22 protein-coding genes and 1 tRNA gene are annotated in these 23,446 nt (G+C 66.5%); 7 read left to right on the top strand and 16 right to left on the bottom strand.

The features are described from left to right. Positions 1–231: 231 nt before the first annotated feature. The 5 genes from LMA02_RS06990 to LMA02_RS06970 all read right to left on the bottom strand — a co-directional run bounded on the left by LMA02_RS06990 (position 232) and on the right by LMA02_RS06970 (position 5,033). Positions 232–308, bottom strand: a tRNA-Val gene (locus tag LMA02_RS06990). Between the two features lie 96 nt (positions 309–404). Then, positions 405–2,624: a RelA/SpoT family protein gene (locus tag LMA02_RS06985; protein WP_228907413.1), complete on the bottom strand. Its 2,220-nt coding sequence runs from the start codon at positions 2,622–2,624 to the stop codon at positions 405–407. Positions 2,625–2,663: 39 nt separating this feature from the next. Further along, positions 2,664–3,017: a RidA family protein gene (locus LMA02_RS06980; RefSeq protein ID WP_228907412.1), complete on the bottom strand. Its 354-nt coding sequence runs from the start codon at positions 3,015–3,017 to the stop codon at positions 2,664–2,666. A gap of 81 nt (positions 3,018–3,098) precedes the next feature. Further along, positions 3,099–3,995 carry an alpha/beta fold hydrolase gene (locus LMA02_RS06975; RefSeq protein ID WP_228907411.1) on the bottom strand — a complete coding sequence of 299 codons (897 nt, stop codon included), beginning with the start codon at positions 3,993–3,995 and terminating at the stop codon, positions 3,099–3,101. A 132-nt stretch (positions 3,996–4,127) separates the two neighbouring features. Next, positions 4,128–5,033 (bottom strand): LysR family transcriptional regulator, encoded by a 906-nt coding sequence (locus LMA02_RS06970; RefSeq protein ID WP_228907619.1) that lies wholly within the window; start codon positions 5,031–5,033, stop codon positions 4,128–4,130. Between the two features lie 138 nt (positions 5,034–5,171). On the opposite strand from LMA02_RS06970, the gene LMA02_RS06965 reads away from it, so the two are divergent. Genes LMA02_RS06965 through LMA02_RS06955 form a run of 3 tightly spaced genes read left to right on the top strand, consistent with a single transcriptional unit; the run spans position 5,172 to position 7,503 of the window. Beyond that, positions 5,172–5,729, top strand: coding sequence for an ester cyclase (locus LMA02_RS06965; protein ID WP_228907410.1), 558 nt, complete (start codon positions 5,172–5,174; stop codon positions 5,727–5,729). Between the two features lie 5 nt (positions 5,730–5,734). Beyond that, positions 5,735–6,751 (top strand): polysaccharide deacetylase family protein, encoded by a 1,017-nt coding sequence (locus LMA02_RS06960; protein ID WP_416378661.1) that lies wholly within the window; start codon positions 5,735–5,737, stop codon positions 6,749–6,751. A gap of 38 nt (positions 6,752–6,789) precedes the next feature. Continuing rightward, positions 6,790–7,503 carry an SDR family oxidoreductase gene (locus LMA02_RS06955; protein ID WP_228907408.1) on the top strand — a complete coding sequence of 238 codons (714 nt, stop codon included), beginning with the start codon at positions 6,790–6,792 and terminating at the stop codon, positions 7,501–7,503. Between the two features lie 77 nt (positions 7,504–7,580). Here LMA02_RS06955 and LMA02_RS06950 read toward each other — a convergent pair whose 3' ends face one another. Both LMA02_RS06950 and LMA02_RS06945 read right to left on the bottom strand, forming a co-directional pair. After that, on the bottom strand, positions 7,581–8,222 hold the full coding sequence (locus LMA02_RS06950; protein WP_228907407.1) for a CoA transferase subunit B: 642 nt from the start codon (positions 8,220–8,222) through the stop codon (positions 7,581–7,583). A gap of 1 nt (position 8,223) precedes the next feature. Further along, positions 8,224–8,928, bottom strand: coding sequence for a CoA transferase subunit A (locus LMA02_RS06945; RefSeq protein ID WP_006753329.1), 705 nt, complete (start codon positions 8,926–8,928; stop codon positions 8,224–8,226). 223 nt (positions 8,929–9,151) lie between these two features. Here LMA02_RS06945 and LMA02_RS06940 point away from each other — a divergent pair, with 223 nt between their 5' ends. Continuing rightward, positions 9,152–9,697, top strand: a complete 546-nt coding sequence (locus tag LMA02_RS06940) for a PAS and helix-turn-helix domain-containing protein (protein WP_011656664.1) — start codon at positions 9,152–9,154, stop codon at positions 9,695–9,697. 106 nt (positions 9,698–9,803) lie between these two features. Here LMA02_RS06940 and LMA02_RS06935 read toward each other — a convergent pair whose 3' ends face one another. Further along, positions 9,804–10,235, bottom strand: coding sequence for an acyl-CoA thioesterase (locus tag LMA02_RS06935; RefSeq protein ID WP_228907406.1), 432 nt, complete (start codon positions 10,233–10,235; stop codon positions 9,804–9,806). Positions 10,236–10,267: 32 nt separating this feature from the next. After that, a complete protein-coding gene (locus tag LMA02_RS06930; RefSeq protein ID WP_006753332.1) occupies positions 10,268–11,044 on the bottom strand; it encodes an SDR family oxidoreductase in 777 nt (258 codons plus the stop codon). Between the two features lie 178 nt (positions 11,045–11,222). Between LMA02_RS06930 and LMA02_RS06925 the strand changes: the two genes are divergently transcribed. Then, positions 11,223–12,896: an electron transfer flavoprotein-ubiquinone oxidoreductase gene (locus LMA02_RS06925; protein ID WP_228907405.1), complete on the top strand. Its 1,674-nt coding sequence runs from the start codon at positions 11,223–11,225 to the stop codon at positions 12,894–12,896. 112 nt (positions 12,897–13,008) lie between these two features. Here LMA02_RS06925 and LMA02_RS06920 read toward each other — a convergent pair whose 3' ends face one another. From LMA02_RS06920 to rbsK, 3 genes are all read right to left on the bottom strand, one after another. Further along, positions 13,009–13,956 carry a dihydrodipicolinate synthase family protein gene (locus tag LMA02_RS06920; RefSeq protein WP_228907404.1) on the bottom strand — a complete coding sequence of 316 codons (948 nt, stop codon included), beginning with the start codon at positions 13,954–13,956 and terminating at the stop codon, positions 13,009–13,011. Between the two features lie 44 nt (positions 13,957–14,000). Further along, on the bottom strand, positions 14,001–15,320 hold the full coding sequence (locus tag LMA02_RS06915) for an MFS transporter (RefSeq protein ID WP_228907403.1): 1,320 nt from the start codon (positions 15,318–15,320) through the stop codon (positions 14,001–14,003). Between the two features lie 63 nt (positions 15,321–15,383). After that, positions 15,384–16,313, bottom strand: coding sequence for a ribokinase (gene rbsK, locus LMA02_RS06910; RefSeq protein WP_228907402.1), 930 nt, complete (start codon positions 16,311–16,313; stop codon positions 15,384–15,386). Positions 16,314–16,551: 238 nt separating this feature from the next. Between rbsK and LMA02_RS06905 the strand changes: the two genes are divergently transcribed. Continuing rightward, complete coding sequence (locus LMA02_RS06905) at positions 16,552–17,628, top strand: LacI family DNA-binding transcriptional regulator (RefSeq protein WP_228907401.1); 1,077 nt, start codon at positions 16,552–16,554, stop codon at positions 17,626–17,628. 69 nt (positions 17,629–17,697) lie between these two features. On the opposite strand, the gene aroC is transcribed toward LMA02_RS06905, so the two are convergent. The 3 genes from aroC to LMA02_RS06890 all read right to left on the bottom strand — a co-directional run bounded on the left by aroC (position 17,698) and on the right by LMA02_RS06890 (position 21,528). Beyond that, entirely contained in the window at positions 17,698–18,798 is a 1,101-nt protein-coding gene (aroC, locus tag LMA02_RS06900; protein ID WP_228907400.1) for a chorismate synthase, read from the bottom strand. A 197-nt stretch (positions 18,799–18,995) separates the two neighbouring features. Further along, positions 18,996–20,930 carry an MFS transporter gene (locus LMA02_RS06895; protein WP_228907399.1) on the bottom strand — a complete coding sequence of 645 codons (1,935 nt, stop codon included), beginning with the start codon at positions 20,928–20,930 and terminating at the stop codon, positions 18,996–18,998. 142 nt (positions 20,931–21,072) lie between these two features. Beyond that, positions 21,073–21,528, bottom strand: a complete 456-nt coding sequence (locus tag LMA02_RS06890; RefSeq protein WP_006755543.1) for a CBS domain-containing protein — start codon at positions 21,526–21,528, stop codon at positions 21,073–21,075. A gap of 157 nt (positions 21,529–21,685) precedes the next feature. Between LMA02_RS06890 and LMA02_RS06885 the strand changes: the two genes are divergently transcribed. Beyond that, on the top strand, positions 21,686–22,003 hold the full coding sequence (locus tag LMA02_RS06885) for an Mpo1-like protein (RefSeq protein WP_228907398.1): 318 nt from the start codon (positions 21,686–21,688) through the stop codon (positions 22,001–22,003). 18 nt (positions 22,004–22,021) lie between these two features. Here LMA02_RS06885 and LMA02_RS06880 read toward each other — a convergent pair whose 3' ends face one another. Beyond that, positions 22,022–23,353 carry a YihY family inner membrane protein gene (locus LMA02_RS06880; RefSeq protein ID WP_228907397.1) on the bottom strand — a complete coding sequence of 444 codons (1,332 nt, stop codon included), beginning with the start codon at positions 23,351–23,353 and terminating at the stop codon, positions 22,022–22,024. Positions 23,354–23,446: the final 93 nt, after the last annotated feature.

Below are 23,446 nucleotides of genomic sequence, written 5' to 3'. Positions count from 1 at the left end.
ACGCGATATAAAAAATCACGCGCGAAATTTCGCGACAAAAAAAATGCGGCCCCGCTTTCGAGGGGCCGCATTCGATACTTCACTCAGGCTGAAAGGGCGAAAACGTTCCTCGACTAGCGTCGCTCCGAAAAGGTTTCGGTCAACGTTCGCGGTGTCATAACCGTATTCGCCCTGTTCGCGTTGAGTTATCTACTGCATCGAATACCCGGAAACCGGGCATTCTCAATTCGTTGGTAGGCTCGATTGGACTCGAACCAACGACCCCCACCATGTCAAGGTGGTGCTCTAACCAGCTGAGCTACGAGCCTAGAGAAGCTAAGATTATATGGAGCTAACGCTGACTTGGCAAGTGTTTTTATGCGGACGCAGCAAAACGATTACGTTCCGCCCCCATGACGGGGACGTCACGTCTTGCGCCCCGCCCGCACGACGCCCTGCACTTCGCCAAGCAGCGTGCACGCACGCTGCACCTGCGCGGAATTCGACACCTCGACCGTGAACTGCATGAACGCCGCATTGCGGCGGCTCTGCGTCTTCACGCCCACCACGTTCATTTTCTCGCGTGCGAACACTTCCGAGATGTCGCGCAGCAAGCCTTGCCGGTCACTCGCCTCGATCATCAGGTCGACCGGATAGACGGACACGCCGCGTCCGCCCAGCACGTCGGCCGACCAGGTCGTCTGCAGCACGCGCTCCGGCGCCCGTTCGGCCATCCGCCGGAACGTCGGGCAGTCGCTGCGGTGGATCGACATCCCCTTGCCGCGCGTGACGAAACCGCTGATCGGGTCGGGCGGCGCCGGACGGCAGCAGCGCGCAAGCTGGGTCAGCAGCGCATCGACGCCGACCACCAGCACGCCGGTCGACGCGCCGTGCGCGACACTCGCCCCGCTGCTGCGCTTCTCGAAATCCGCGGGCGCCTCGGGCGCATGCTCGGGCGGCGGCGCATCGGACAGCGCGTGCTCGACGTTGCGCAGGCTGAATTCTTCCTTGCCGACGACCGAGAACAGTTCCTCGGGCGACTTGAAGCCGAGCTTCGCGGCGAGGTTGTCGAGATTGACCGACGTCTTGCCCTCGCGCTGCAGCGTCTTTTCGACGAGCGCGCGGCCATGCGCGATATTCTCTTCCTGCTCGATCGAGTTGAACCACGCCCGCACCTTCTGTCGCGCGCGCGAACTCTTCAGATAGCCGAGCTGCAGGTTCAGCCAGTCGCGCGACGGCCCGCCCTCCTTCACCGCGACGATCTCGACCGTCTGGCCGTTCGCGAGCGACGTGTTCAGCGGCACCATCACGCCGTCGACGCGTGCGCCGCGGCAGCGATGGCCGAGCTCGCTGTGCAGGTGGTAGGCGAAATCGACCGGCGTCGCACCCTGCGGCAGCGCGATCACGCGCGCCTGCGGCGTCAGCACGTAGATGTGGTCGTCGTCGAGCGACGTCTCGCGCAGTTGGGCCCACGCCTGGTCGCCCGACACTTCGACGTCGTCCTTCCATGCGAGCAGCTGGCGCAGCCACGCGATCTTCTCGTCGTACTTGTCGCTCGCCGAGAACTGGCCGCCATAGCCGCGCGCGCCGGCTTCCTTGTAGCGCCAGTGCGCGGCGATGCCGTACTCCGCGAAGCGGTGCATTTCCTGCGTGCGGATCTGCACTTCGAACGCGCGGCCGTCGTCGCCGATCACGACCGTATGCAGCGACTTGTAGCCGTTCGGCTTCGGGCGCGAGATGTAGTCGTCGAATTCCTTCGGCACCGGCTGCCACAGGTGATGCACGATGCCGAGCACCGCGTAGCAATCCTTGATGTCCGGCACGATCACGCGGAACGCCCGCACGTCGTACAGCTCGGCGAAGTCGAGCTCCTTGCCGCGCATCTTGCGCCAGATGCTGTAGATATGTTTCGGCCGCCCGCTCACGTCGGCCGGAATGTGCGCTTCCGCCAGCTCGTGCTGGAGCCGCTCGATCGCCTGGGCGACGTAGGCCTCGCGCTCGATGCGCTTCTCGTCGAGCAGCTTGGCGATGCGCTTGTAGGTGACCGGATCCTCGAAGCGGAACGCGAGGTCCTCGAGCTCCCACTTCAGTTGCCAGATGCCGAGACGGTTCGCGAGCGGCGCGTAGATCTCGAGTGTCTCGCGCGCGACGTCGGGCGGCGGATCGATCTTCGCCGCCGCGTAATAACGCAGCGACTGCAACCGCGACGCCAGCCGGATCAGCACCACGCGGATGTCCTGCGCGAACGCGAGCAGCATCTTGCGCAGCGCCTCGATCTGCGTGCGCCGCTCTTCCGCCGCATCGCGCCCGGCTTCAGGCATCGCATTCTGGGCGCGCAGGCTGACGGTGCCGAGCCGCAGCAGCTTGCGCACGTCGGACACGAGCCGCGCGACTTCTTCGCCGAACCGTTCGGTCAGTTCCCGCTCGGGATCGTTCAGGTGCGGCGTCAGCACGAACAGCGCGGCCGCCTGCATCGCGTGCGGGTCGACGTTCAACGTGCGCATGATCGACGCCGTGCCCGCCGAGTGATCGGCAAGCAGTTCGCCCGTCGACAGGCGCGCGTCGCCGGCCCGCTCGCGCACGAACGCGAGCACGTCGTCGAACGACGGCGCCGCGACGGAAGAAGCGGTAACGGACTCGGTCATCGCACGGCCTGGCGTATTTCGGTCATCGTGATGCTTCGCTTAGCTCCGCTGCGCGGCGACGACGACGATCTCGACCAGCAGCGCCGGATCCGCGAGCTTCGCCTCGACGGTCGCGCGCGGCGGCGTGTTGCCCGGCGCGACCCACGCGTCCCACTCCGCGTTCATGCCTTCGAAGTTCGCAAGATCCGAAATGTAGATCTGCACCGACAGCAGATGCGCCTTGTCGCTCTTCGCTTCGGCGAGCAGGCGGTCGATGTGGCCCAGCACTTCACGCGTCTGGCCCTTGATGTCCTGGGTGGTGTCTTCGGCGATCTGGCCAGCCAGATACACGGTACCGTTGTGGATCGCGGTTTCGGAGAGACGGGCTCCGACGTGGTGACGAATGACTGCCATGGAATGTTCCGGTCGTTTGAGTGGGTGAAGAATCGGCGACGACGCGGCCCGCATGCCGCCGAACCACATATTATGACGCGTTTATGAGACGCCTTCGACGAAAAACCGCCGCGCGAGCGCAATCTGGTCGGCGTCCAGGAATGCCGGTGCATGCCCCGTGCCGGGAATTTCCGCCTGCGTCACATGCCGGCCGCGGCGCACCATCTCGGCGGCGGTCTCGCGCGACAACAGGTCCGACTCGGCGCCGCGCACGACGAGCAGCGACGCATCGGTCGTCTCGATCGCGCGCCACAGCGCGGCCTCACCGAGCGCGGCCAGTTCGGGCGTCGTCGCCTTGAACGGCTCGGCGATGCGCGGATCGTAGCGCATCGTCCAGCCGCCGTCGGGCAGCTCGCGCAGCAGCGGCCGGTTGATCTCGCGCCATTCGTCGCCGGTCAACTCCCCGAACGGCAGCGACAGCGACGTCAGATAGTCGACACCTTCCTGCTCGGTCGCGAAGTGCGGCTGCACGCCGAGGTATTCGCCGATGCGCGTCAGCGAATCGGGTTCGATGCGCGGGCCAACGTCGTTGACGATCATCCGGCGCAGCGGCGAACCGGGCAGCCCCGCGAGCGCCATGCCGATCAGCCCGCCCATCGACGTGCCGAACCAGTCGACCGACTCGACGTCGAGCCGCGCGATCAGCGTGACCATGTCGGCCACGTATTGCGGAATCGCGTAATGCCGCGGATCGGCGAGCCAGTCGGAGCGACCGCGCCCGACGACGTCGGGGCAGACGACGCGATACGTATCGGACAGCGCGGCGGCGAGCCGGTCGAAGTCGCGCCCCGAACGGGTCAGGCCGTGCACGCAGACCAGCACGCGCGGATTGGCCGGGTCGCCCCATTCGGTATAGGCGACGTGGTGAAGGCCAGCGGCGCTTGCACACTGCACGCGTCGCTGACGGGGAATCGGAGGATTCGCTGAGGTGATCGGCATCGTTGGCATCCTGTCGAACAGAGGCGGCGCGGCGGACAACGCTTGCGCCGCCCGATGCAAACGATTGTAAACCGCTTCGTCACCGCAGGTCGTCACGCACACGCCACCGCCGGCACATCGTTCGCAGCGTGCTCAGTCGCCGCGGCCCCACGCGCCGCGCAACTGCTCGCGCAGGAAATCGACGAATGCGCGCACGCGCAACGGCACGTGACGACCACCGGGATAAACCGCATGAAGCGGTGCCGCGGGCGCCGCGAATGCCGGCAGCACGCGGACCAGTCGACCGGCATCGAGATCGGCACCGACGTCCCAGATCGACTTCAGCGCGATGCCCGCGCCCTCCAGCGCCAACGTACGAGCCGCGCCGCCGTCGTTCGTCAGCAGCGCGGCCGTCACCTCGACCGCAACCGTGCCCTGTGCACCGTCGAACCGCCACTCGGCACGCGGCTGGTCGCCCATCACGATGCATCGGTGCGCACGAAGCTCGGCCGGATCGGCCGGCACCCCGTGCGCGGCGAGATAGCTCGACGACGCGCAAAGCACACGATGATTCGGTGCGAGCTCGCGGGCGATCATGGTCGAATCGGCGAGGCTGCCGATCCGCACGGCGACATCGATGTCATGCGCGAGCAGGTCGACGATCGTATCGGTCAGCATCAGTTGCACGATCAGCTCGGGATGCCGCCGCTGCAACGCCGCGACGAGCGGCGCGATCCGCAGTCGGCCGAGCTCGCCCGGCGCCGTGACGCGCAGCACACCGCCGACCGTGCCGCGGCGATCGGTCATCAGCGTTTCGGCACGCTCCACTTCGGCCAGGATGCGCAGCACCTGCGCGTGGAACTGCGCACCGTCGTCGGTCAGCGTCTGCTGCCGCGTCGTCCGATGCAGCAGACGCACGCCGAGCTGCGACTCGAGATGCGCAAGCCGCTTGCTGACGACGGACAGCGACAAGTCCAGCTCGCGCGCCGCCGCCGACAGGCTGCCGGCCGACACGATTCTCGCGAAGGTATCGAGCGCCGGGAGATCGTCGATCAGCATCGCGGCACCGGCCCCGATTGAACCTTTCCTTTTTTCGAATAATCCATTCGATTTCCGACGGTATTTAGATGGAAATCGAAAACCTACCATACCTGTTCCGCGTCGTCGCACGACGCCATACACAGGACCCCCGAAACCATGTCGATTCGCCTTCTTTCGGCCGCTCGCCCGATCACCCGCGTCATCGCCGCGGCCGCCTGCGTCGTTGCGCTGTCGCCGGCCGTCTCCCACTCGGCCGGCCTCGTCGAGCCGCACGGCCTGACCGTCGCGGCCGACCTGCCGGCCCAGCAGGCACGCGCGCAGATCCTCGCCGCGCGTCGCTACGGCACGTTCTGGGATACCGGCGACGCCAGCCTCGCCCGCACGGCACTCGCTGCCGGCTTCATCGACCGAACGCTTCCGGCCGGCCGCGCACAGGGCGTACCGGGACCGCTCGCGGCATCCCAGACGATGCGCGCGGCCATCCCGGATCTGCGTTGCGACATCGAGCAGATGATCGTCGCGGGCGACCGAGTCGTCGTGCACCTGCATTTTCGCGGGCATTTCACCGGCACGTTCAATGGCACGGCCGGCAGCGGGCAGACCGTCGACTTCATCGCGACCGACATCTACCGGATCGACCACGGCCGGATTGCGGAAAACTGGCACATCGAGGACAACCTGACGCTGATGCGTCAGCTCGGGCTCGTCGGCTGAAGGAGATGACGATGACCTACAGCGACTCCAATTCGGCGACGCCTCCGGCGCGCCGCACGTTTCTTGCACAGGCCGGCGCCGGGCTGGCGGCCGGCGTCGCGGTGGTCGCGGGCGCCTCCCGGCCGGCCGCCGCCGCGCCGGCACCGCAGCCGGAAGACACGCGCGCCGGCGGATTCTGGCCGAACGATACGCGGCTCGTCATCTCGATCTCGATGCAATTCGAGGCCGGCGGACAACCGCCCAAGGGCGCGGACAGCCCGTTCCCGCCCGTCGAATTTCCATCGTCAGTGCCGGTCGATCTGGCGTCGGCCACGTGGTTCGCGTATGGCTATCGTGAAGGGATTCCGCGCCTGCTTGACCTGTGGGATCGGCATGGTGTGAAAGTCACGTCGCACATGATCGGGGAAGCCGCACGCCGGCATCCCGACCTGGCGCGCGAGATCGTGTCGCGCGGCCACGAAGCGGCCGCGCACGGCCCGACATGGCGCTCGCAATTCGCGATGACTCGCGACGACGAACGTCGCTTCCTCACCGAAGCCCGCGACATGGTCGAAGCGGCGACGGGGCAGCGCCCGGTCGGCTACAACTGCAACTGGCTGCGGCGCGGGCCGCACACGCTGCCGCTGCTGCAGGAACTCGGTTACGTGTATCACATCGACGACGTCAGCCGGGACGAGCCCTTCATCGAGACCGTCGGCGGTCGCGATTTCGTGGTCGTCCCGTACACGCTGCGCAACAACGACATCCTGCTGATCGAGGACCGCAACTACTCGCCGACGATGTTTCTCGAGCAGATCAAGCTCGATTTCGACCAGCTGTACGCGGAAGCCGGGCAGCGGCGCAGATTGATGTCGATCAGCGCGCACGACCGGATCAGCGGCACGCCGCAGATGGTCCGCGCCTGGGACGCTTTCCTGCGTTACGCTCGATCGCACCCGGGGGTGGCCTTCATGCGCAAGGACGACATCGCCCGCTTCGCGCTGCGCAGCCCGTCGACGCTGCGCGAAACCGAAACGATCTGACCGGATTCCACTCACCTCCTCTCATCGGAACGACCACCATGAACGATCCACTCCACGGAAACAAAGTACTTGTCGTCGGCGGCAGCTCGGGCATCGGCGCCGCGGCAGCGAAAGCCTTCGCGCAACGCGGCGCTGTCGTCACGATCGCATCGCGCGACCCGGCCAGGGCCGGTGCAGATGCCACGCCGGACGAGCACGTGCGCACCGAAGCGCTCGACATCACCGATACGGCGGCCGTCGATGCGTTCTGCGCGCGCGTCGGCCAGTTCGACCACGTCGTGATTTCGGCCGCGAAGACGGCCACGGGCCCGCTGCGCGCACTGCCGCTTGCCGACGCGCAGGCAGCGATGGACAGCAAGTTCTGGGGCGCATACCGCATCGCCCGCTCGATCGATATTGCACCCGGCGGTTCGCTGACATTCGTGTCGGGTTACCTCAGCGTACGGCCGAACGCGTCGTCGGTGCTGCAGGGTGCGATCAACGCGGCGCTCGAGGCGCTCGCCCGCGGCCTTGCGCTCGAACTGGCGCCCGTGCGGGTGAACACCGTGTCGCCCGGACTGATCGCGACGCCGCTGTGGGACAAGCTCGCACCCGACGCGCGCGATGCGATGTACGCCGGCGCCGCCCAGCGCCTTCCCGCACGCCGCGTGGGCCAGCCCGAGGACGTCGCGAACGCGATCGTCTACCTGGCCACGACGCCTTACGCGACCGGTTCGACGGTGCTGATCGACGGCGGCGGCGCGATCGCGTGACGCATGCGGTCATGGCAAAACGCCCCGCGTTCCTGACGGAACGCGGGGCGTCGAGGGTCATGCTGAAAGAACGACGCTCAGGCGACCGCGCTCACATCGAGCGGTGCGCCCGTCTTCGTCTGGATCTCTTCCGCGCTCACGCCATCGGCGAGCTCGAGCACCTTCAGGCCGTTCGGCGTCACTTCGATCACACCGAGATCAGTGATGATCAGGTCGACCACGCCCACACCCGTCAGCGGCAAGTTGCATTCGTCGAGGATCTTGTGCTGGTCGCCCTTCGCGACGTGCTCCATCAGCACGACGACGCGCTTCACGCCCGCGACGAGATCCATCGCGCCGCCCATCCCCTTGATCATCTTGCCCGGGATCATCCAGTTCGCGAGGTCGCCTGTCTTGCTGACCTGCATCGCGCCGAGGATCGCGAGGTTGATGTGGCCGCCGCGAATCATCGCGAACGAATCGGCCGACGAGAAGATCGACGAGCCCGGCAGCGTCGTGACGGTCTGCTTGCCGGCGTTGATGAGATCCGCGTCGACTTCGTCCTCGGTCGGCGACGGGCCGATGCCGAGCAGGCCGTTCTCCGACTGCAGCCACACCTCGACGCCTTCCGGCACGTGGTTCGCGACGAGCGTCGGCAGGCCGATGCCGAGGTTCACGTAGAAGCCGTCCTGCAGTTCCTTCGCCGCGCGCGCGGCCATCTGGTCACGATTCCAGGCCATGTCAGTCTCCTTTCGCGCGTACGACGCGTTGTTCGATGCGTTTCTCGGGCGTCGCGTTCAGCACGATGCGCTGCACGAAAATGCCCGGCGTGTGGACCTGGTCCGGATCGAGCGTGCCGTTCTCGACGATCTCCTCGACTTCCACGACGGTGATCTTGCCGGCCATCGCGCACATCGGGTTGAAGTTGCGCGCGGTGCGGCGATAGATCAGGTTGCCGGACTTGTCGGCCTTCCACGCCTTCACGAGCGCGACGTCGGCCGTCAGCGACGGCTCGAGCACGTAGTGGCGATCGCCGAACTGGCGCGTTTCCTTGCCTTCCGCGATCACGGTGCCGTAGCCGGTGTTCGTGAAGAACGCGGGAATGCCGGCGCCGCCCGCGCGCAGCTTCTCGGCGAGCGTGCCCTGCGGCGTGAATTCGAGCTCGAGTTCGCCGGCTAGGTACTGGCGCTCGAACTCCTTGTTCTCGCCGACGTACGACGAGATCATCTTCTTGATCTGGCGCGTTTCCAGCAGCAGGCCGAGACCGAAGCCGTCGACGCCCGCGTTGTTGCTGATGCAGGTGATGCCCTTGACGGCCGAATCGCGCAACGCGCCGATCAGCGCCTCGGGAATCCCGCACAGGCCGAAGCCGCCCACCGCGAAGGTCTGTCCGTCACGGACGATCCCTTCCAGCGCGGCGGCCGCGCTTGGATAGACTTTGTTCATCTGTTTGTCCCTTCCTCTATGGAAACCAGCAAAACCGGTTCACGCGCCCACTGGGCCGCAAGCCCGCCGCATCATTCTATGCATGCACGGCCATACCTGCGTCGAGGCGCGCTGTTTTTATATCGCGACAAACCGCCGCGAGATGCCTGAAAGGGTACGATGCGGCGCGGATACGGCACAATACGCAAAAATACATAAGCGTTTCCCTCCGCTTGCCTGCGCCATGCCCGCTCTCGATTACCAGACTGCCTTTCACCTCGCGCCGCTCGGCCTCGTGATGTCGCGCGACCGCGTGATCGAGGACTGCAACGACGCGCTCGCGTCGATCTTCCGCTGCGCGCGGGCCGATCTGCTCGGGAAGTCGTACGAGGTGCTCTATCCGTCGCCGGGCGAATTCCAGCGGATCGGCGAACGCATTTCGCGAGTGATGATCGCGAACGGCATCTACGCCGATGACAGAATCATGAAACGGGCCGACGGCGAGCTGTTCTGGTGCCACGTGACGGGCCGCGCGCTCGACCGCACCGCGCCGCTCGCGGCCGGCATCTGGACCTTCGAGGACCTGAGCGCGACACGCCGCGTCGCCGTCGAGCTGACGCCGCGCGAACGCGAGATCGCCGCGCAGCTCGCGACCGGCAAGACCAGCAAGCAGATCGGGCGCATGCTCGACATCAGTTCGCGCACGGTCGACATCTACCGCGCGCGGCTGATGCGCAAGTACGGCACGAACAATACGCCGGAACTGCTGCAGCGCCTGCTCGGCCAGTAACACGCGCGCCGGAATGGCAATCGGCCGCGTGACACGGCCGATTCGGGGGACTCTCAGGAAATGGCGACACGCCGGCGCCCGCGCACCGGGTTCGATGCCGCGGCGCTCAGCCGACCTTCGCCGCGAGCGCGCGCTCGATCGTATCGCGCAACAGTTGCGGCAGCGCCACCGACTTGCCGAGCGCATAGTCGACCCACACGCAGCGCGCATTGCCGCGCGCATAGACGTGCTGCGGATCGTCCGCGCGCGTCAGCTCGAAACCTGTGTCGAAGCTGCTGCGGCCAGGCTTCGCGGCCGACATCCGCGCGATCACGTCGCCCGGATAGTGCAGTTGCTTCAGGAATTCCATGGACGCCGTGACGATCACGGGCCCCTGCCCCTCACCGTTGCCGCCCGCGATGCCGAGTTCCTCGAACCACGAGATCCGGGCCTGTTCCATGTAGCGGAAATAGACCGTGTTGTTCACGTGGCCGAACGCATCCATGTCGCCCCAGCGGATCGGCATCGACATTTCAAATACGGGGGAATATTCGCTCATTGCAGTCTTCTTTGTTGCTGAGGGTCATCCACTCAGGCGAGGCCGAAGCCGTCGTCGGCGGAGATAATCGAGCCGTTGATGAACTGCGACTCGTCGGCCGCGAGCAGCAACAACAGCCCGTCGAGATCCTGCGGCTTGCCGACGCGCCGGCGCGGCAGCATCGACTGCAGCTTCTGGCCCTGCTCGGTTTCCCACAGGTAATGATTGATTTCGGTATCGATATAGCCCGGACAGATCGCGTTGACGTTGATCCCGTGGCGGCCCCATTCGAGCGCCATCGCGCGCGTCATCTGCACGACCGCCGACTTGCTCATCGCATACAGGCCGATCTGCGGAAACACGCGCAGGCCGGCCACCGACGCGATGTTGATGATCCGGTACGGCGGCTTGCCGTTGCCGTTCGCGCGCATCATCATCCGTTTCGCGACTTCCTGCGCGACGAAAAACGCGCCGCGCGTGTTGGTATCGAACACGAATTCGAAATCGGCCGGCGTCACGTCGACGAGCTTCTGCATCGTCGAGACGCCCGAATTGTTCACGAGGATGTCGATCGTACCGGCTTCCGTCTCCGCGTGCGCGATGGCCGCCTTGATGCTCTGCACGTCGGTGACGTCGAGCGACACGACGTGTGCGGCACCGCCCGCCGCCTCGATCTCCGCGCGCAGTTCCTTCAGGCGCTCGACGCGGCGGCTCGCGAGCACGACCTTCGCACCGGCCTGCGACAGCACCTGCGCGAAGCGTTGCCCGAGACCGCTCGATGCGCCCGTGACCAGCGCGACCTTGCCTTCCAGATTGATCGATCGACCCATTGCACATCCCCTTTCGATATCGTTTCGCCGCGACGGGCGCCCTGTCCCACGCAGCATAACCCTGGCACAAAAAATAGAACGATCGTGCTAATCTATTCGCATGCTGTTGCGGCAAGCGTTTCGTTTCGCAGACAATACGCTCCCGAATAAAAGCATTCTAACGGTTAGAGGAACGCCAATGACCCCCGCAAGCCTCATCGAGCAGTACGGCCCGCGCGAATCGATGGAATACGACGTCGTGATCGTCGGCGGCGGCCCCGCCGGGCTGTCGGCGGCGATCCGGCTCAAGCAGCTGGCCGCCGAGAAAGGCACCGAGATCGGCGTGTGCGTGCTCGAGAAGGGTTCCGAGATCGGCGCGCACATCCTGTCGGGCGCGGTGATGGATCCGCGCGCGATCAACGAACTGTTCCCCGACTGGAAGGAACGCGGCGCGCCGCTCGATGTCGAGGTGACGGAAGACCGCTTCCTGTTCCTGTCCGAGCAGAGCGCGGTCACCACGCCCAACTGGGCGCTGCCCGCCAACTTCCAGAACCACGGCAACTACGTGATCTCGCTGGGCAACGTCACGCGCTGGCTGGGGGCACAGGCGGAAGCGCTGGGCGTCGAGATCTTCCCGGGCTTCCCGGCTGCCGAGATTCTGTACAACGACGACGGCTCGGTGAAGGGCGTCGCCACCGGCAACATGGGCGTGGGCAAGGACGGCGAGCCGACCGAGAACTTCCAGCTCGGCATGGAGCTGCACGCGAAGTACACGCTGTTCGCCGAAGGCTGCCGCGGCCACCTGGGCCGCCAGCTGATCTCGAAGTTCAAGCTCGACGCGAACGCCGATCCGCAGGCCTACGGGATCGGCATCAAGGAGCTGTGGGAAATCGATCCCGCGAAGCACAAGCCGGGCCTCGTGATCCACACGGCCGGCTGGCCGCTGAAGTCGGATACCTACGGCGGCTCGTTCCTGTATCACATGGACAACAACCAGGTGGTGGTCGGCTTCGTGGTGGGCCTGGGCTATACGAACCCGTACCTGTCGCCGTTCGAGGAATTCCAGCGCTACAAGACGCATCCGTCGATCCGCGCATTCCTGGAGGGCGGCAAGCGCGTGTCGTACGGCGCGCGCGCGATCACCGCGGGCGGCCTGCTGTCGCTGCCGAAGACGGTGTTCCCCGGCGGCGCGCTGATCGGCGACGACGCGGGCTTCCTGAACGCATCGCGGATCAAGGGCAGCCACGCGGCGATCAAGACCGGCATGCTGGCGGCGGACGCCGCGTTCGACGCGGTGCAGGCTGGCCGTCAGTCGGACGAGCTCAACGCGTACCCGGATGCGTTCAAGCAATCGTGGCTGTACACGGAGCTGTACCGCGCGCGCAACTTCAAGCAGTGGATGGCCAAGGGGCTGTATCTCGGCACGCTGATGGTCGGGCTCGAGCAGAAGGTGATGGGCGGCAACGTGCCGTGGACGCTGCACCACAAGCATGCGGACCACGAGATGCTGAAGCCCGCATCGCAATGCACGCCGATCGAGTATCCGAAGCCGGACGGCAAGCTGACGTTCGACCGACTGTCGTCGGTGTTCATCTCGAACACGAATCACGAGGAAAACCAGCCGGCGCACCTGACGCTGAAGGATGCGAACGTGCCGGTGAACGTGAACCTGCGCACGTACGCGGGGCCGGAGGCCCGCTTCTGCCCGGCGGCGGTGTACGAGTTCGTGAAGAACGACGACGGCGGCGATCGCCTCGTGATCAACGCGCAGAACTGCGTGCACTGCAAGACCTGCGACATCAAGGACCCGACGCAGAACATCGTGTGGGTCACGCCGGAAGGTGGCGGCGGGCCGAATTACCCGAACATGTAACCTGCCGGAAAACGCCGCCTCGCGCGGCGTTTTTTTCGCCCGTTCGACCGTCGATGCTGCCCTGCCCGCGCTCCGGCGTGCGACGCATGCACGACACGCCGGAGCGGCCCGGTCAGCGCGCCGCGATCCGCCGCCGGAAGTGCTCGGTACCGGACACGATCTTGTCGAGCACCGCATCGAGCGCCCAGAACCGCTCGCGCACGTCGTAGTCGATCGCGCGGCAGCGAATCGACGCGAACGTGCCGATCCGCTGGTGATAGATCTTCGCCAGCGCCGGGTAGCCCAGCACTTCCGATACGGCCGAGACCACCAGGAACGTCGACAACTCGTCGGCGAGCGCCGGATCCGAGTCGCCCTGCGTGCGCAACCATCGATACAGATCCGGATGAAAGTTGGTAAACACGCCGTTGAAGCCGGCGGAGCCCGCCTTCATCGCATCCCACGCGATCGCGGCGTTCGCATTGAGGATCTTCAGCGGCGATCCCGCGGCGAGCGCAACGCGCCGCTTCACCGTCGCCAGGTCGCAACTCACGTCCTTGAGCATCACGAAGCGGCCGGTGTCGATGCACGCACGCAGTTCGTCGTCGGACAGCAATCGGCGGTAAGGCGCCGGACATTCATACAAGCCGAGCGGCAAATCCGACGGCAGGCGCGCCAGCAGCTTGTGAAGATGGTCGAGAAACGCGGCGCTGCCTTTGCGCTGCGGGTCGAGGCGGTTGGTCACGAGCACGACGCCCTGTGCGCCCGATTCCGCGGCCGCGCGCAGCTCGGCGACCTGCGCATCGAGATCGTCGCTGATGTGCCCGGACGCGACGACGGGCACGCGCCCGGCCACGCGCTCGACCACGAAACGCGCGAGTTCCGCCCGTTCGGCCAGACTCAGGAATTGCATCTCGCTCGATTGTGCGACCGCGAACAGCGCATCCGAGCCGTGCGCCAGATACCATTCGATGAGTCGCTCGAGCCCCGCGTAATCGATGGCACCGGCGTCGTCGAACGGCGTCAGCATCACCGGTACGATCCCCTCGATGGTCGCGCTCGACTGCTGATGGTGTTGCATCTGTTTCTCCTTGCTTTCGTCAATACGTGATGGTGGCGCGGCGCTCAGGCCGGCAGCGCGCCGGACGCGGTGCTCGCGGCCTGCTCGGGAATCGGCTTGCGAACCAGCAGCAGGTAGGCCATCGCACCAGCGAATGCGATTGCCGCCGCCGTCAGCAGCGCGGGCACGAACGACCACTTCTGCGCGATGACACCCGTCAGGATAGGCGCGAGCGCCCCGCCGATGAAACCGCCGAAATTCTGGATCGCGCCGAGCGATGCGATGCGGCTCGGCGGTGCGGCCGCCGTCGCGAGCGCCCACGAACACGCCGATGCCGCATTGGCGAGAAAGATCACGACCGAAATGCACGCGAGCGCGACCGTGTTGCTCTGCACGAGCGCGGCCGGAATCGTGAATGCGACCATCCCGAGCATCGCGACGACCACCGCGTTGCGCCGGCTCACGACCGGCGAGCGGCTGCGGCGCGTGACCACATCCGACAGCCAGCCGGCGACCAGCGAGCCGACGAATCCGCACAGGAACGGCACCGACGCCGCAAACCCGGTGCGAATGAGGCTCATGTGACGCTCCATCGTCAGGTACCCCGGCAGCCAGGTCAGGTAGACCCAGTTCAGATACACGGACCCGAAGAATCCGATCAGCATGCCCCAGGTCGTACCGTGCGAGAACAGGCTGCGCCAGTCGGCGAAGGTCAGCTTCGGCATCGCGACGGCAGTCTGCGCATCGTCATCGAGATACGCCCGTTCCGCTGCCGTCAATTGCGCACGCGCCGGATCGCGGTACAGGGCGAACCAGATGACGGCCACGACGAGGCCGAGCGCCCCCGTCGCGACGAACGCCCAGCGCCAGTTGAACGAGGCGACGAGCACCGCCAGCAGCAACGGCGCGAGCGCGGTGCCGAGCGGCGATGCCGCGTTGAAGATGCCGGTCGGCGTCCCGCGCGCGCGCAGCGGAAACCAGTTGCTCACGACCCGCGCCGCCGACGGGAACTGCGGCGCCTCGCCGATGCCGAGCACGATACGCGCGACGATGAACCAGCCGAAGGTGGCGACGATGCCGCCCGACGCCTGCGCGAGCGACCAGACGATCAGCCCGACGCCCAGCAAACGGCGCGGTCCGATGCGATCGACGAGTCCGCCGACGGGGAACTGGCATAACGCATAGCTCCACGAAAATGCAGACAGCAGCAAGCCCATCTCGGAGAGCGACAGACCCAGATCGTTCCGGATGGCCGAACTCGCGACGGCCAGCGTGCCGCGGTCGAGATAGTTGACGATACCGCTCACCATCAACAGCGCGAGCGCGATACGTTGTCCGCGCCGGATACGTGGGGGCGCAGTGGGAACTGCATGATTCTCGTTCATTGCGTCTGTCTCCATTGTCCTGAATGGTTGGCCGGGCTCCGGCCCTTTCCCTCGTCGCGGAATCTATTCGGCCGCACGCTCCACTTCTTCGCGTGTGGGAATCGAGGTCTGCGCGCCGTGGCGCGTCACGCTGATCGCGGCCGCGTGCTGGCCGTATGCAATTGCGTCATCCATCGACGCACCGCTCGCACGGGCCGCCGCGAACCCACCGACGAAGGTGTCGCCGGCCGCCGTCGTATCGACGGCGACCACCGCCCTCGCCCGATGGCGGCCGTGCCCTGCCGTCCCTCGCCAGCAGACGCCGCGCGCGCCGAGCGTGACCAGCACGTTGCCGACGCCCTTCGCGCACAGCACATCCGCGGCGCGCACCGCCGATGCGTCATCGCCGACGGCGATGCCGGTCAGCGACTCCGCTTCCGTTTCGTTGACGACGAGGTAGTCGATGCGGGCCAGCAATGCGTCGAACAGCGGCCGGGCGGGCGCCGGATTGAGCAGCACGGGCGTCCGATGGGCGATGGCGCTGCCGATGGCGCGCGCGACGGTCTCGATCGGCACCTCGAGCTGGCACACCATCAGCGCCGCGCCGGCGATCACGTCGCGCGACGCGTCGATCAATGCGGCATCGAGACATGCGTTCGCACCGGGCACGACGACGATGCTGTTCGCCCCGTGTGCGTCGACCGTGATCGTGGCGACGCCGGTTGCCTCCCCGTCGATCCGGTGCAGGTGCGTCACGTCGATACGCTCCGCCGCAAGCGCGTCGTGCAGGCGTGCCCCGAACGCGTCGTTGCCGACGCAGCCGATCATCGCGACCGACGCACCGAGGCGCGCGGCAGCCACCGCCTGGTTCGCCCCCTTGCCGCCGTGGACGGTCTGGAACGAGGTGCCGAGCAGTGTTTCGCCCGGTACGGGCAGACGCGGCGCGCGTGTGACGAGATCGACGTTGACGCTGCCGACGACGGCGATTCGGGGTGGCTTTACAGAATTCATCATCGAATGTAACCGCTTACATTTGAGACAAACAAAATGGCCGGAGAGGCCGACGTCGACAAAAACTTCACAATGCAGCTGGAATCTATGTCTGACATAATACGGATTCGCATCAAGATAGCGCTTACATTCTCACAGGCAAGAATGGAAATGCAAGCGGGACCACGATGAATCGAGGGTAAACGATGGCGCTTTTCAGAACGGGCGGCGTCTGCGCGACAGCCGTGGCCAGGGGGGCCCGATGAGCACGCCTCCTTCCAGCGGTGGCGCGACGCGCGCACGCCGGGGCAGCGGCCGGTCGGTGCTCGGGGATGTCGCGAAACTCGCCGGCGTGTCGACCGCGACCGTTTCGCGCGTGTACAACGATCCCGGCAAGGTATCGGCCGACGTACAGCAGCGCGTGCGCGACGCCGCACGCGCGCTGAACTGGATTCCGAACGCCGCCGGCCGCGCACTCGCGTCCACGCGCACCCACATCACGGGGGCGATCATCCCGACACTCGACGACCAGGTGTTCGCGTCGCAGGTAGCGGGAATGCAGGCGGTCATGGCCGAACACGGCATCACCCTCTTTCTGGGCTGCTCGAATTACGACCCCGCGCAAGCGCTGGCACAGGTGCGCGCGATGCTGTCGCGCGGCGTGGAAGCCGTGTCGCTGGTCGGTGAAGCGTATCCGCCGGAAGTCTTCGAACTGCTCCACCAGCATCGCGTGCCGTATGTCGTGACCTACGCGTATCGCGACGACAGCCCGCACTGCTGCATCGGCTTCGACAACCGCGCGGCATTCGCGCGGCTGACCACGCACCTGCTCGACCTCGGCCACCGCGATTTCGCGATCATCATGCAGCCTTCCGCGGACAACGACCGCGTGCAGGCCCGCCTGCGCGGCATTCACGACACGCTTGCCGCGCGCGGGCTCGCGGTTCGTCCGGTACACCAGCATGAGGGCGCGGCAACGATCGCGTTCGGGCGGGCGAGCCTGCGCGCGATTGCCGACAGCGGGGCGACGCGCCCGACGGCCGTGATTTGCGGCAACGACGCCCTCGCGCTCGGCGCGCTGCTCGAGGCGCAGGCACTGGGGCTGGACGTGCCGTCGCAATTGTCGATCACCGGATTCGACGACGTCGCGCTGGCGCGCGAAATCCGGCCGTCGCTGACGACGATGTGGGTCGACACCGCCGCGATCGGGCGCAAGGCCGCCCACGCGTTGCTCGACGCGCTCGGGAATGGCGAAACCGGGCCCGGTTTCGCGGTGCTGCCGGAACTGCGGGTGCGTGAATCGGCCGCGCCGCCACCGCCGGCGCGGGCAGCTCAATGAAAACGGGGCGCTCCAGGCGCCCCGTTTCGCATCGTATCGGTCGAGCCGGCGGGCGCCGGCCCGCGCGCATCAGGTCGCGCTGCCGGCGATCTTCGGCGTCGACGTCTCGACGTCGCCGCACTGCGCGCGATGGCGCAGCGCATGATCGATCAGCACCAGCGCGAGCATCGACTCGGCGATCGGCGTCGCGCGAATGCCGACGCACGGATCGTGGCGGCCGAAGGTTTCGACCGTCGCCTCTTCGCCGGCCTTCGTGATCGAACGGCGCGGCGTGCGGATGCTCGACGTCGGCTTGATCGCGATCGACACGGTGATGTCCTGCCCAGTCGAAATCCCGCCGAGCACGCCGCCCGCATGGTTGCCGATGAAGCCGGCCGGCGTCAGTTCGTCGCCGTGCACCGAGCCGCGCTGCGCGACGCTGTCGAACCCCGCGCCGATCTCGACGCCCTTCACCGCGTTGATGCTCATCATCGCCTTCGCGATGTCCGCGTCGAGACGGTCGAATACCGGCTCGCCCCAGCCGACCGGCACGCCCGACGCAACGACGTCGATGCGCGCGCCGATCGAGTCGCCGTCCTTGCGCAGCGCGTCCATGTAGGCTTCCAGTTCCGGAACGATCGCCGCGTTCGGCGAGAAGAATGGGTTCTCGCGCACATGCGACCAGTCGACGAACGGCACGTCGACGTCGCCCAGGCAGCTCATGTAGCCGCGCACCTCGACGCCGAAACGCTCGCGCAGCCACTTCTTCGCGACCGCGCCCGCACCGACGATCGGCGCGGTCAAGCGTGCGGACGAACGGCCGCCGCCGCGGTAATCGCGGATGCCGTACTTCTGCCAGTAGGTGTAGTCGGCATGGCCGGGACGGAACGTCTCGACGATGTTGCCGTAGTCCTTGCTGCGCTGGTCGGTGTTGCGGATCAGCAGCGCGATCGGCGTGCCGGTCGTCACGCCTTCGAACACGCCCGACAGGATCTCGACCTCGTCGGCCTCCTGGCGCTGCGTCACGTGCCGCGACGTGCCGGGCTTGCGGCGATCGAGCTCGAACTGGATGTCGGCTTCAGTCAGCCCCATTCCCGGCGGGCAGCCGTCGATCACGCAGCCGATCGCGGGACCGTGCGATTCGCCGAAGGTCGTGACAGTGAAAAGCGTGCCGAGGGTATTGCCGGACATGATGGAACCGCCCAAAGAGAAATGGACAAACCGATGCGCTGCCGGGGCCGCGGGCAGGCCGATCGTTTGCCGGTCGAGAAAAAGAGGTAAACCGCTATTATGCCAGCCGTCCCGGGCCGGTGGGCCGTGTGAACCGTTCAGACCACACGGGCCGGCCATCCATACGGCCCGGCGCGATGCCGCCGGGCCCGCCGCGCTTACTTGCGCGCGCCGCGCAGTTCGGTCACCGCGGCCTGCAGCGCCTCGGGCGTCGCGATCGATGCCGATATCGGCTCGCCGACCGCGAGCGTCAGCCGGCTCATCACGCCGCGCTTGATGGGCCGCGGCATCCGCGCATCGGAATGGCGCGAGAAATAGCTGCCCCAGAGCCCGCGCAGCGCCATCGGAATCACGGGCGCCGGCGTGCGGCCCAGGATTTCGGTGATGCCGCGGTGGAACGTGTTGATGTCGCCCGTCTTGGTCAGCTTGCCTTCGGGGAAGATGCACACGAGTTCGCCGTCCTTCAGCGCGGCCTCGCATGCGTCATACGCACGCGCGAGCATGTCGGGATCCTCGTGGCGCGGCGCGATCGGGATCGCCTTCGCATGCCGGAACACCCAGCTCGCAAAACGTGCCTTGAAGATCCGGTGATCCATCACGAACCGGATCGGCCGCGGGCTCGCGGCGGCCAGCACGAGCGCATCGACGTAGCTCACGTGGTTGCACACGAGCACGGCCGCGCCCTCCTCCGGGATGCGCTCCGCATGCACGAGGCGAATCCGGTAGAACGTGTGCACCAGCACCCATGCGACGAAGCGCAGCAGGAACTCGGGAACCAGCAGGTAGATGTACGTCGCGACGACGACGTTCAGCAGCGCGGTGACGAGGAACAGGCCCGGGATGCCGACACCGGCGTGGGTCAGCCCCATCGCCATCAGGGCCGACAGGATCATGAACAGCGCGTTCAGGATGTTGTTCGCGGCGATGATCCGCGCACGGTGGGTCGGCGCGCTGCGGCTCTGGATCAGCGCATACAGCGGCACGCTGTAGAAACCGCCGAACATCGCGAGCAGGAACAGATCGGCCAGGATGCGCCAGTGGCGCCCGCCGGCCAGGAATTCCCCCACCGACAGCAGATGGCCGGGCGACGGCAGCGAGCGGCTCGCGAAATACAGCTCGATCGCGAACACGCTGATGCCGATCGAGCCGAGCGGCACGAGGCCGATCTCGACGCGCCGCTGCGACAGCCGCTCGCACAGCAGCGAGCCGAGGCCGATCCCGACCGAGAACGTCGCGAGCAGGACCGTGACGACGTCGGGGCTCGCGGACAGCACGTCCTTCGCGAAGTTGAAGAACGACGTGAGGAACGTCGCGCCGACGAACCACAGCCACGAGATGCCGAGCAGGCTCAGGAACACGGTGCGGTTCTGCTTCGCGAGGCCGAGGTTGCGCCACGTTTCGCTAAACGGGTTCCAGTTGATCACGAGATCGGGCTGCGGCGCCGGCGTCGGCGGCACGCGTTGCGCGACGAGCCGCCCCGCCAGCGCGATGACGACCACGCTGACGGCAAGCACGCGCTCGCCGCTGCCTTCGATGCCCGCAGCCGCGCCGCCGATGATCGTGCCGATCAGGATCGCGATGAACGTGCCCATCTCGACGAGGCCGTTGCCGCCGACCAGCTCATGCTCGCCGAGATGCTGCGGCAGGTACGAATACTTGACGGGGCCGAACAGCGTCGAGTGCATCCCCATCATGAACGTGCACAGATACAGCAGCGTCGCGCTGTGCGTGACGAACCCGGCCGCGCCGACCAGCATCAGCGCGATCTCGAAGGTCTTCACGAAACGCGTGAGCGTCGCCTTGTCGTATTTGTCGGCGATCTGGCCGGACGTGGCCGAGAACAGCACGAACGGCAAAATGAAGATCGCGGAAATCAGGAACGCGGCCGTCTTCGCATCGACACCGGAGAAGCGCGCGGTGTGATAGGTGACGAGCGACGTGAAACCGATCTTGAACACGTTGTCGTTCAGCGCACCCAGGAACTGGGTCGTGAAGAACGGGGCGAAACGGCGCTGGCGCAACAGGTCGAACTGCGACGCGTGGGCGCGCCGTTCGCCGCGCGACGCGGAAGAGACTTGCGTGTGATCGCTCATGCGGAATACGCGCGCATCGTCTGGGCGAAGCTGCGCGGGCCTCGTGTTGTTGTTGTTGAAAAAACGGCGGCGCAGGCTGAACCTGCGCCGCCGGTCGTCGGATGGCAGCGCCCGCGCGTCATGGCACCGGGCGCGGCGTGCTTCACGATTTGTGCGCTTCGGCTTCCGATTCCGGCCAGTCGCGGATGTACGCCTTCAGCATCCGGTTCTCGAAGCTTTGCGCTTCGACGACCGTCTTCGCGACGTCGTAGAACGAGATGACGCCCATCAGCACCTTCTTGTCGAGCACCGGCATGTAGCGCGCATGGCGCTCGAGCATCATCCGGCGCACTTCGTTGACATCGGTTTCCGGCGTGCAGGTGAGCGGCTCGTCCATCACCTTGCGCACTTGCACGTCGCCGATCGCACCGCCGTTGACATGCAGGCGCAGGATGATCTCGCGGAACGTCAGCATCCCGACGAGATCGCCGTACTCCATCACGACGAGCGAACCGATATCGTGTTCGGCCATCGTATCGACCGCTTCGCGCAGCGGCTTATCGGGCGTCACCGTAAACAGCGTGTTGCCCTTCACTTTCAGAATATCGCTGACGCGCATCGTAGTCCCCTCATGCTTGAATGCAAATCGCTTTCGATCCTATCGGAAAGCCTGTCAAAAGGAAAGCGCGGGCCCGCGCGGCGCGGCCGCCGGCGCTTGCGGACGCGGGCCGCCCGCCGCACAATGGCTGCATGGACGGCGGCCAGAGGAGACGGCCATGGCGCATACGCATACGGAGCAATTCGCCAGCTTCGCTGATTTCTACCCGTACTACCTGAACGAACACCAGAACCTGACGTCGCGGCGGCTGCATTTCATCGGCTCGCTCGGCGTGATCGGCTGCGTCGCGATGGCGATCGCGACGGGCCACTGGCTGTGGCTGCCGGCGGCGATCGTGTGCGGCTACGGATTCGCGTGGGTCGGACACTTCTTCTTCGAGAAGAACCGCCCCGCCACGTTCCGGCACCCGATCTACAGCCTGATGGGCGACTGGGTGATGTTCAAGGACATCTGCACGGGCAAGATTGGGCTGTAACACCCGCCCGGCACCGCGTCACGCCGTTTTCGGCGGCCGCGCGTGCGGGTCGGGCGCCCCGCCGGGCACCGGCCCGGGCACGCTTTCCGCCGGCTGCGCGCCCGTCAGCCGGTGCGCGGCGATCAGCGACGCGAGCGATACGTCGAAGCGGTCGTTCGACAGCACCTCGAGCAAGGCCGCGCCATTGACGTGGCTGCGCCGCCGCTGCAGCTGGTAGGTCAACTCCGTGCGGTCGATCACCAGCACGTCGAACAGCTGCGCGAGCGTCAGGCGCGCCGGGTTCGCTAGCAGGATGTAGCGCGGCCCGACTTCACCGCCATCCAGCCGCGCGATCCATTCCCGCTCCTCCATCGTCAGCAGCAGCCGCTGCGCGGTTTCCATGTCGCAGCGCAACATGGTCGCGAGCCGCGTCGCCGTATAGCCCGCCTTGCCGACCGCGTGCGCCTCGGCCAGCCGCGCGAGCAATTCGAGCGCGTCGAGCAGGTCGCTGCCCGGATAGTGGATGCGATGGAACTGCCCGACGCGGATCGCCGGCAACGCGGACGCGACCATCGCCCCGAGCAGCGCGATGAACCAGCTCAGGTACACCCATAGCAGGAACACTGGTAGCGCCGCGAACGCGCCGTATACGGCCGTATAGGTCGGAATGCGCCGCACGTAATAGCCGAAGCCGCGCTTCGCAAGCTCGAACGCGATGGCCGCGAACAGCCCGCCGATCACCGCGTCGCGCCACGCGACCGTGCAGTTCGGCAGGTACACGTACAGCAGCGTGAACGCGAGCACGGTCAGCGGCAGCGACACGAGCGCGAGCAGCCACTCGACGATCGACGTCGACGGCGCGGCGCCGGTGAACGCCAGCGACTGCGTAAACAGGTACGACGAGATCGACAGGCTCACGCCGAACAGCAGCGGGCCGAGCGTGATCAGCGCCCAGTACGCGAGCACGCGCTGTGCGAACGGTCTCGGCTTGCGCACCCGCCAGATCAGGTTGAACGCGGATTCGATCGTCATCATCGTCATCACCGACGTGACGACGAGCACGATCAGGCCGGCCGTCGTCAGCCCCTTGGCTTTCGACGCGAACTGGTTCAGGTACTTGAAGATCTGGACGTTGAACTGCGCAGGCATCAGGTGGTCCGCGAGGAACCCCTGCAGCGAGATCTGGAACGACGAGAACATCGGGAACGCGGTGAACAGCGCGAACGCGACCGTCACGAGCGGCACGAGTGCCAGCATCGTCGTGAACGTGAGGCTGCCCGCCACTTGCGGGATGCGATCCTCGGCGCTGCGCCGGGCCGCGAACTGCGCGAGGCGCTTGATGGTGTCGAGATCGACGCTCAACTTCGGCAAACGGTTTCTCCTTCTTGATGCCGCGCGCCCGACGGCGCGCCGCCGCCGCGCTGCGCGACGACTTCAGCCCCTATAATAGCCGCTCGATCCAGC

The sequence above is a fragment of the Burkholderia sp. B21-005 genome (assembly GCF_020843965.1).
GTDB lineage: Bacteria > Pseudomonadota > Gammaproteobacteria > Burkholderiales > Burkholderiaceae > Burkholderia > Burkholderia ambifaria.
Note: the sequence above shows the minus strand (reverse complement) of the source record. Positions and strands in the feature narration are given on the sequence as shown.